This is a genomic window from Halomonas sp. OfavH-34-E (genome assembly GCF_024124525.1).
In the GTDB taxonomy this organism is placed as follows: domain Bacteria; phylum Pseudomonadota; class Gammaproteobacteria; order Pseudomonadales; family Halomonadaceae; genus Halomonas; species Halomonas litopenaei.
This window is the reverse complement of sequence record NZ_JAMXRY010000087.1, coordinates 1-8,741: the sequence shown is the minus strand read 5'-3', so window position 1 is coordinate 8,741 and position 8,741 is coordinate 1. Positions and strand designations below refer to the sequence as shown.

Here is an 8,741-nt window from a genome sequence, read left to right as displayed (position 1 = left end):
ACCCGCGGGCTACCGCCAGGGCGCTGAAGGCGGTCACATAGCCAGGCTCGTCAGGCAACCCGGCTTCGGGCGCCAGCCCCAGGCTGCGCATCAGGCGCACCAGCGACGCGCCCAGCTGGCGATCCTCCTCGCGCAGCTCTCGGGTCTCGCGTACCGCCCCCAGCCAGCAGTCCCAATGCGCCACCCTATCCTCGTCGCCCTGCTGCCAGGCCTCGACGAGTCGCGCCAGGGCAGGCAGTTCCGCCACCGCCAGGCCATCCTCCAGCACGCCCTCGAGCCAGTCGCCAAGACTCTTTTCATCGTGAACCCAGCCCAGTTCGAAGGCGCTCTCGAGCCCCTGGGACCAGGCGAAGGCGCCGATCGGCAACGCCGGGCTGACCAGCTGCAGCAGCCCCAGCAGGGCCAGATCATCGTGCGCCTGTGACGCAGACTCGATCCCGGCCATCAGGTGATCCCCTGAGCGTGGCTGTGTGAGGAGCCATGTGAGGAGCCATGTGAAGAGCCATGTGGCGAGCCGTGTGAATGGCCATGCCCGTGCGAATGCCCGTGCCCATGGTCATGGTCATGGTCATGAGAATCGCTGTGCGAATGACCATGCGAATGCCCACCCATGGTGTAGGCGCCCGGCTCGGGATCAAACGGCGCCTGGTGGTGCTCGAGCCGCGCACCAAGCCGCTCGGCCAGCTCTTCCAGCACATGGTCCGGCGCAAAGCGCACGTAGCAGCAGGCGTCACCCTGGTACTCGCCCTCGCCGATACCGAGGGTCACGTGGCGGTTGCCCAGGTGGTAGCACAACCGAGCCAACGCAAGGCCGGCGTCCGGCCCCGGCGCTACCCAGGCGGTCACCACCGGTTCCGGCGCAGCGATGACCCGGACGCGGCTGCCGTCCTCGGCCTGAAGACCGTCGCCGTGGCGCAGCACCGGACCGCGTTCGAGAAACAGACCCGCCGCACGCCCGCTGTCCAGGGTCACCCGCAGGCGCCCCTTGATGCGATCGTCGTAGCTCAGGGTCAGGGTGTCCTGGACGCCGTCTTGCCCATCGCCGACGGGCAACGGCCCGAGCCGGCGGGTCAGCGACAATAGCGAACTCATGGATGACTCCTTGGTACTGTCAGCGGCACTGTCGAAAACCGTCATCATCGCTGACTCAAAAAAGGTGATAGCGCTGGGCCAACGGCAGCACGTCCAGCGGTTCACAGGTCAGAAGCTCGCCATCGCAGGTGACCTCGTAGGTCTGGGCGTCGACCTTGAGATCCGGGCAACGGTCATTGAGCTTCATGTCGCCCTTGCGCACCGCACGCACATCCCGGCAAGCCACCAGGCGGCTTTGAAGCCCCAGCCGATCCTTGAGCCCCGCATCCAGCGCGGCCTGAGAGACAAAGCTCACCCGGGTCGCCGCGGCGGCCTGGCCCAGCGCCCCGAACATCGGACGGTAGTGCACCGGCTGGGGTGTCGGGATAGAGGCATTGGGGTCGCCCATGGGGGCCATGGCGATCATTCCCCCCTTGAGCACCAGCGCCGGCTTGACGCCGAAGAAGGCCGGATCCCACAGCACCAGATCGGCAAGCTTGCCCACCTCGACTGAACCGATCTCATCGGCCAGGCCGTGGGTGATGGCGGGGTTGATGGTGTACTTGGCCACATAGCGGCGGGCACGCAGGTTGTCGGCGCCACGTTCTTGATCTTCCGGCAGTAAACCACGCTGCACCTTCATCTTGTGAGCGGTCTGCCAGGTCCTGCACACCACCTCACCGACGCGTCCCATGGCCTGGGAATCCGAGGCGATCATCGAGATGACGCCGAGGTCATGCAGGATGTCCTCGGCGGCGATGGTCTCGCGGCGAATGCGCGAATCGGCGAAAGCCACGTCCTCGGGAATATTGGGGTCGAGGTGATGACACACCATCAGCATGTCCAGGTGCTCGTCGACGGTGTTCACCGTGTAGGGCCGGGTCGGGTTGGTCGACGACGGCAGCACATAGTCCTTCGAGCAGGCGGTGATGATGTCCGGTGCGTGGCCGCCCCCGGCGCCTTCGGTATGGTAGGTATGGATGCCACGCTGCTTGAACGCCGCCAGGGTGTCCTCGACGAAACCGGACTCGTTGAGGGTGTCGGTGTGGATCGCGATCTGAACGTCGTAGCGCTCGGCCACGCTCAGGCAGGTATCGATGGAGGCCGGGGTGGTACCCCAGTCCTCGTGCAGCTTGAGCCCCATGGCGCCCGCTTCGATCTGGGCCTCCAGCGCCTCAGGCAGGCTGGCGTTGCCCTTGCCGAGCAGACCGATGTTCATCGGCAGGCTGTCGCAGGCCTTGAGCATCTGATGGATGTGCCAGGCCCCCGGCGTGCAGGTGGTGGCGTTCGATCCGGTGGCAGGCCCGGTACCGCCCCCCAGCATGGTGGTGATGCCGCTGGCCAGGGCCTCGTCCACCAGCTGCGGACAGATGAAGTGCACGTGGGCGTCGATGGCGCCGGCGGTGAGGATCTTGCCCTCGCCGGCGATGACCTCGGTGCCGGGTCCGATCACGATGGTGACGTCCGGCTGGGTGTCTGGATTGCCGGCCTTGCCGATGGCGGCGATGCGACCCGCCTGAAGGCCCACGTCGGCCTTGACGATGCCCCACCAGTCAAGGATCAGGGCATTGGTGATGACGGTGTCCATCACCGTCTGGTCGAGACGCTGGCTCTGCCCCATACCGTCACGAATGACCTTGCCACCACCAAACTTGACCTCGTCGCCGTAGTGGGTGGCGTCCTTCTCTACCTCGATCCACAGCTCGGTGTCTCCCAGGCGCACCCGGTCTCCGACGGTGGGGCCATAGATGTCGGCATAAGCCTGACGACTGATCTTCATCGGGCGTCCTCCTGGCCGCTGTCGCCGCTGGGTGCACCGGCATCGTCCAGCGCGCCCATGACTTCACCGCGAAAGCCGTAGATATGACGACGTCCGGCGAAGCTCACCAGGGTGACCTCACGGCTCTGCCCCGGCTCGAAGCGCACCGCGCTGCCGGCGGCCACGTCCAGACGAAAGCCCCGCGCCCTGTCGCGATCGAACGCCAGTGCCGGGTTGGTCTCGGCGAAGTGATAGTGGGATCCGACCTGAATCGGTCGATCTCCGCGATTGGCCACCTCCAGCGTGACCCTGTCGCGACCCTCGCACAGGGCGATGTCACCGTCCTTCAGTTGGTATTCTCCGGGGATCATCCCGCGCCCTCCCTATTGGTATCAGCGTATGAGCCTGTCGCGTCGCCCCCGGATCAAGCCGGGGCCTGGCAGCGTCACGAGATCGGGTTGTGCACCGTTACCAGCTTGGTGCCGTCGGGAAAGGTGGCCTCGACCTGCACCTCGTCGACCATTTCCGCCACCCCTTCCATCACCTCGTCACGCCCCAGTATCTGGCGCCCTCGGCTCATCATCTCGGCCACACTCAGGCCTTCCCGGGCACCCTCCATGATCTCGCAGCTGATCAAGGCCACCGCCTCGGGATAGTTCAGCTTGAGCCCCTTGGCGCGTCGCCGCTCGGCCACCAGGCCAGCGGTAAACAGCAAGAGCTTGTCCTTGTCACGCGGTGTCAGCTCCATCCTTTCATCCTCGATGTTGGTCAGGGTGGCCAGGGGTCGCCTGTCCCGCCCGGCATGACATTCAGGTAAACCAGATGCGTGGCACACAGGCCTCGCGATCCATCAGCATCGGACGCAGCAACGTCCAGGCCGCCTCGCACAGCGACCAGGCCTCGCGCCGCGAGTGACCGAGGTAGCGCAGCAGCAGGACGCCATCACGTACGGTGACGGCCCAGCGCTCGGCTTCACCAGCGCCGGGACTGCCGGCAAGGTCATTCCCTCCCTGCCCCAACCCTTGGCGCAGACGTTCGATCGCCGCGGACTCGTCTTCGAGCCCGACCGCCCACAGGGTTGCCTGGACGCTGCACCCTCGCTGCCCCCAGGCGCCGTGAAAACGACGATGGTCAGGGTCGAGGGGCTGGCGCTCGATCCACAGTGGTCGTCCGTCCCGGGATAACCGGAAGCGCTGTTCGAGGTGGCCGCTGGCAAACGGCAGATCACTGGCCGGCCGGCCCAGCGCCAGCACCTCCCAGCCCAGGCAGCGGGCGCTGCCGGAAAGCTCGATCTCGGTGGCCTGCACCCCTCGCGAGCCGTCGAAGGCGATGGTTTCCTGGGGCAACCACTCGATCAGCCCGCCCTCCTCGACCACCAGATGAGTGCGCTGGGACCAGGCCACGGCGTTGCGGTCGGCCCGATACAGCTTGTTGGCCGCCGGTGTGGTCAGCAGCGCCCGCGCGCCCGCGCCCACCCGCGCCTGGATATCCAGGATATCGCCGCTGACCAGCCCCCCCGGGGGATGCAGCAGATAGACGTGGCAGGTGCCGTCGCGGCCTTCGGGGTAGAAGGGACGCTGCACCCGCAGGGGGCCGCGATGATCCACCCGATAGAGGCGAGTGGCCTGGCCATCATGGCGAAAGCCGAGATCGAGGCTGGCCTCCCAGCGCCGTCCCGCGTCGAAGCGATGGCCGTGCCGATCGGTCGAATCCTGTGTTGTCTGCGCGCTCATGGCTCTCCCGGGCGGTCCGTCGAGTCGGCGTGGCAAGCGAAAGTAAAAAAGGCCACCACCATTGCCCAATCAAGGTGCAAGCCCCGTACCAGCTTCTCGAATCTCTATTTTTCTACTTAATTTTCAATTTCTTATAGAACAACCAAGGATTGCACCAGAGAAAAGCACGCCTTTGGTCGCGCACAAAAAAAGTGCGCAACCTTACGATTGCGCACCATTGATGTGCAGCGATTCATCCTGATTGACGCGCTACCGCTCAGACGGTCAGGTAGTGCTTCACCACGGCGTCGTCGAGCTCACCGATATCACCGACGGCGACTCTCCGCCCGCGATCGAGGATGGCGAAGTGGTCGGCGAAGCGACGGGCAAAGGGCAGTTTCTGCTCCACCAGCAGCACGGTCAGCCCATCATCGGCGATCAACCGACGGATGACTTCGCCGATCTGGGCGACGATATTGGGCTGGATGCCCTCCCCCGGCTCGTCGAGGATCAACAGCTTCGGCTCGATCACCAGGGCGCGCCCGATCGCCAGCTGCTGCTGCTGACCGCCGGACAGATCGCCGCCACGCCGGTGACGCATCTCCTTGAGTACCGGGAACAGCTCATAGATCCGTTCGGGCACCTGGCGCAGGCCATCACCACGGGCGGCAAGGCCAGTGCGCAGGTTCTCCTCCACCGTCATCAGCGGAAAGATCTGGCGTCCCTGGGGCACATAGCCCACGCCCAGGCGTGAGCGATCCTCGAGGCGACGCTTCTCCAGCGCGACACCGTCGGCGTAGTGAAGCTCACCGCCGGTGATCGGCACCTCGCCCATGATCGCCTTCATCAGGGTGGTCTTGCCGACGCCATTACGACCCAGCACACAGGTACAGGCCGCCCTGGGCACGTCGAGATCGAGATCCCACAGGGTATGGCTCTCGCCATAGAACTGATTGAGCCCGCGAATGCTCAGCATCGATCCACCTCCTTGCCTGTCTCTCGCGCCCACCGGCCGCAGACCTTCGCCCACAGCGTGGCCAGCCTGCCGCGGGATGCGCCGTCCGCCCAGTACAGCGCTCTTACCGAAGACTGCTGAGGTACCCGCTCCAGTCCGATCATGCCGCCTCCTCGTCGCCACCCAGGTAGACCTCGATCACCCTGGGGTCGCTTGCCACCTTGTCCATACTGCCCTCGGCCAGTACCGAACCCTGATGCAGCACCGTCACCGTGCGGGCGATCGAACGCACAAAGCCCATGTCGTGCTCCACCACCACCACCGAGTGCTTGCCGGCGAGGCTCAACAACAGCTCTGCGGTACGCTCCATCTCCTGCTCGGTCATCCCCGCCACCGGCTCGTCGACCAGCAACAGTCGAGGGCGCTGCATCAACAGCATGCCGATCTCGAGCCACTGCTTCTGTCCGTGGGACAGGATGCCCGCCTGGCGGCGACTGAGCGACGCCAGGCCCACCGTCTCGAGCACCTCCTCGATTCGCGCCAGCACCTCCCCGGTCATGCGCGCCTTGAGGGTCGGCCACAGACTCTTGTCCATGGCCATCGCCAGCTCGAGGTTCTCGAACACCGTCAGCGCCTCGAACACCGTGGGCTTCTGGAACTTGCGTCCGATGCCGAGCCGGGCGATCTCCGGCTCGTTCTTGGTCAACAGGTTGTGGCGGCTGCCGAACCACACGCTGCCCTGATCCGGGCGCGTCTTGCCGGTGATGATGTCCATCATGGTGGTCTTGCCGGCCCCGTTGGGGCCGATGATGCAGCGCAGTTCGCCGTCGTCGATGGTCAGGTTGAGATCATTGATGGCCTTGAAGCCGTCGAAGCTCACCGACACGTCCTCGAGATAGAGGATCGGGCCGTGGCGTACGTCGACCGGCGATTGTTCCGGGACCAGGAAGTCGAAGACCCGATCGCGATCGGCCAGGCTCTGAAGAAAGCTCATGAGGTGGCCTCCCTGGGGGTTGCATCCAGCGTGTCGGTTGGCGTGTCGGTTTGCGTGTCACTGTCATCGTCGCTGCCTTGCTGGCGAGAGCGTGACAAAAGCCCGGCGATGCCCTGGGGCAGCAGCACCGTCACCAGCACGAACAGCGCACCGAGCGCGAACAACCAGGCCTCCGGCATCACCCCGGTGAACACGCTCTTGGCGTAGTTCACCGCCAGCGCACCGATCACCGCGCCATAGAGGGTGGCACGGCCACCCAGCGCCACCCACACCACCACCTCGATGGAGAACAGCGGCGAGAACTCGCTGGGGTTGATGATGCCCACCTGGGGCACATAGAGGGCGCCGGCGACCCCGGCCAGCATGGCCGAGACGACGAACACGAAAAGCTGATAGCGCTCCACCCGGTAGCCGAGAAAGCGGGTGCGGGACTCGGCGTCGCGCACCGCCACGCAGACCCGCCCAAGCTTGCTGACCACGATGGCTCGACACAGCAGGAAACCCAGCGCCAGCGCTACGCCGGATGCGATAAACAGCCCCAGTCGTGTGGCGTCGGCGGACAGGTCGAAGCCCAGCAGTTCCTTGAAGTCGGTCAGGCCGTTGTTGCCGCCAAAGCCCATCTCGTTGCGGAAGAACGCCAGCATCAGCGCAAAGGTCAGCGCCTGGGTGATGATCGACAGGTAGACCCCGGTGACCCGCGAACGGAACGCCAGGAAGCCGAACACCAGCGCCAGCAGGCCCGGCGCCAGCAGCACCATCACAAAGGCAAAACCGGCCATGTCGAAGCCAAGCCAGTACCAGGGCAGGCTGTCCCAGTCGAGGAATACCATGAAGTCCGGCAGCAGCGGATCGCCGTAGACACCGCGGTCGCCGATCTGGCGCATCAGGTACATGCCCATCGCGTAGCCGCCGAGGGCGAAGAAAGCGCCATGGCCCAGGCTGAGAATCCCCAGGTAACCCCAGACCAGATCCACCGCCACCGCCAGCAGCGCATAGCACAGGTACTTGCCCAGTAAGGTAACGGTATAAGTGGAGACGTGCAGCGGGTGCTCCGGCGCCAGCAGCAGATTTGCCGCCACCACCAGCGCCATGGTGGCACCGAGCACCGCCAGGAAGATCAGGGTCGACCGCTCGCCGAACGGGCGAGCCAGCCATAGTCGGGATGATGGCATCGCTCAGCCCTCCGCCGCGCGGCCCTTCTGGGGAAAGAGTCCCCTCGGGCGCTTTTGAATGAACAGAATGATGAACACCAGCACCAGGATCTTGGCCAGTACCGCCCCGGCCCAGGGCTCCAGCACCTGATTGATCACCCCCAGCGAGAGCCCCGCCACCAGGGTGCCCCACAGATTGCCGACCCCGCCGAACACCACCACCATGAAGGAATCGATGATGTAGTTCTGGCCGAGGTTGGGACCGACGTTGGTGAGCTGTGACAGCGCCACCCCCGCAAGGCCAGCCACCCCCGACCCCAGCGCGAAGGTCAGGATGTCGACGCGGGTCGCGCGAATGCCCATGGAGCGTGCCATGGCACGATTCTGCGTCACCGCGCGTACCTCCAGCCCCAGCCGGGTGCGGCGCATCACCAGCATCAGGGCGGCAAACACCAGGATGGCGAAGCCCAGCACATAGAGGCGATTGAGGGTCAGCGACAGCGCCTCGTTGATCACCAGCGAGCCGCTCATCCACTCGGGCGTCACCACGGTACGGTTGAGCGGTGAGATCAGGGTGCGCACCAGCTGCTGCAGGATCAGGCTGACGCCGAAGGTCGCCAGCAGGGTTTCCAGCGGACGCCCCTTGAGGAACTGGATGACGCCTCGCTCGATGGCCACACCCACCAGCGCCGCCACCAGAAAGCCCGCCGGAATCGCCAGCAGCAGCGCAAGCCCCGGCTGCCCCGGCAACAGCTGCTGCATCGCCCAGGTGGTGTAGGCCCCCAGCATGATCAGCTCGCCGTGGGCCATGTTGATCACCCCCATGACGCCGAAGGTGATAGCCAGGCCGATCGCCGCCAGTACCAGCACCGAGCCCAGCGACAGACCGAAGTAGAGCGTCTCGGCGGCGCGGTTGAGCTTGAGCGCCTGCTCGCTTTCGGCCAGCGCCGCCTGGGCAGCTTCCGCCAGCGCTACATCGTCGCTGCGGCTGGCCTGCATCAGCGCGGCCCTGGCCTGGCCATTGAGGCTACCGGACAGCGCCTCGACCGCCGCCACGTCCCCCTGTTCGACCCGTGCGATGGCGATGGCCTGCTCCAGG

The 8,741-nt window shown here is 65.7% G+C and carries 10 protein-coding genes; all 10 read right to left on the bottom strand.

The genetic code is table 11. The features are described 5' to 3' along the window. Positions 1–445 (bottom strand): urease accessory UreF family protein (locus tag NH448_RS22620; RefSeq protein ID WP_290442941.1); only part of this gene is annotated, 445 nt, incomplete at its 3' end. After that, positions 445–1,092, bottom strand: a complete 648-nt coding sequence (ureE, locus tag NH448_RS22615) for an urease accessory protein UreE (protein WP_108448797.1) — start codon at positions 1,090–1,092, stop codon at positions 445–447. The genes NH448_RS22620 and ureE, both read right to left, overlap by 1 nt. 55 nt (positions 1,093–1,147) lie before the next feature. After that, positions 1,148–2,851 (bottom strand): urease subunit alpha, encoded by a 1,704-nt coding sequence (gene ureC / locus NH448_RS22610; protein WP_045992494.1) that lies wholly within the window; start codon positions 2,849–2,851, stop codon positions 1,148–1,150. Next, positions 2,848–3,201: an urease subunit beta gene (locus NH448_RS22605; RefSeq protein WP_045992495.1), complete on the bottom strand. Its 354-nt coding sequence runs from the start codon at positions 3,199–3,201 to the stop codon at positions 2,848–2,850. Before NH448_RS22605 ends, ureC begins: the two co-directional genes overlap by 4 nt. 74 nt (positions 3,202–3,275) lie before the next feature. Continuing rightward, entirely contained in the window at positions 3,276–3,578 is a 303-nt protein-coding gene (ureA, locus tag NH448_RS22600; protein WP_045992496.1) for an urease subunit gamma, read from the bottom strand. Between the two features lie 61 nt (positions 3,579–3,639). Further along, positions 3,640–4,563, bottom strand: coding sequence for an urease accessory protein UreD (locus tag NH448_RS22595; protein WP_253029516.1), 924 nt, complete (start codon positions 4,561–4,563; stop codon positions 3,640–3,642). Positions 4,564–4,819: 256 nt separating this feature from the next. After that, positions 4,820–5,518, bottom strand: coding sequence for an urea ABC transporter ATP-binding subunit UrtE (gene urtE, locus NH448_RS22590; RefSeq protein ID WP_253029515.1), 699 nt, complete (start codon positions 5,516–5,518; stop codon positions 4,820–4,822). A gap of 139 nt (positions 5,519–5,657) precedes the next feature. Continuing rightward, entirely contained in the window at positions 5,658–6,491 is an 834-nt protein-coding gene (gene urtD, locus NH448_RS22585; RefSeq protein WP_045992499.1) for an urea ABC transporter ATP-binding protein UrtD, read from the bottom strand. Next, positions 6,488–7,663 (bottom strand): urea ABC transporter permease subunit UrtC, encoded by a 1,176-nt coding sequence (gene urtC, locus NH448_RS22580; RefSeq protein ID WP_045992500.1) that lies wholly within the window; start codon positions 7,661–7,663, stop codon positions 6,488–6,490. The genes urtD and urtC overlap by 4 nt, the downstream gene beginning before the upstream one ends. A gap of 3 nt (positions 7,664–7,666) precedes the next feature. After that, on the bottom strand, positions 7,667–8,741 hold a 1,075-nt coding region (gene urtB, locus NH448_RS22575; protein WP_253029514.1), incomplete at its 5' end, for an urea ABC transporter permease subunit UrtB.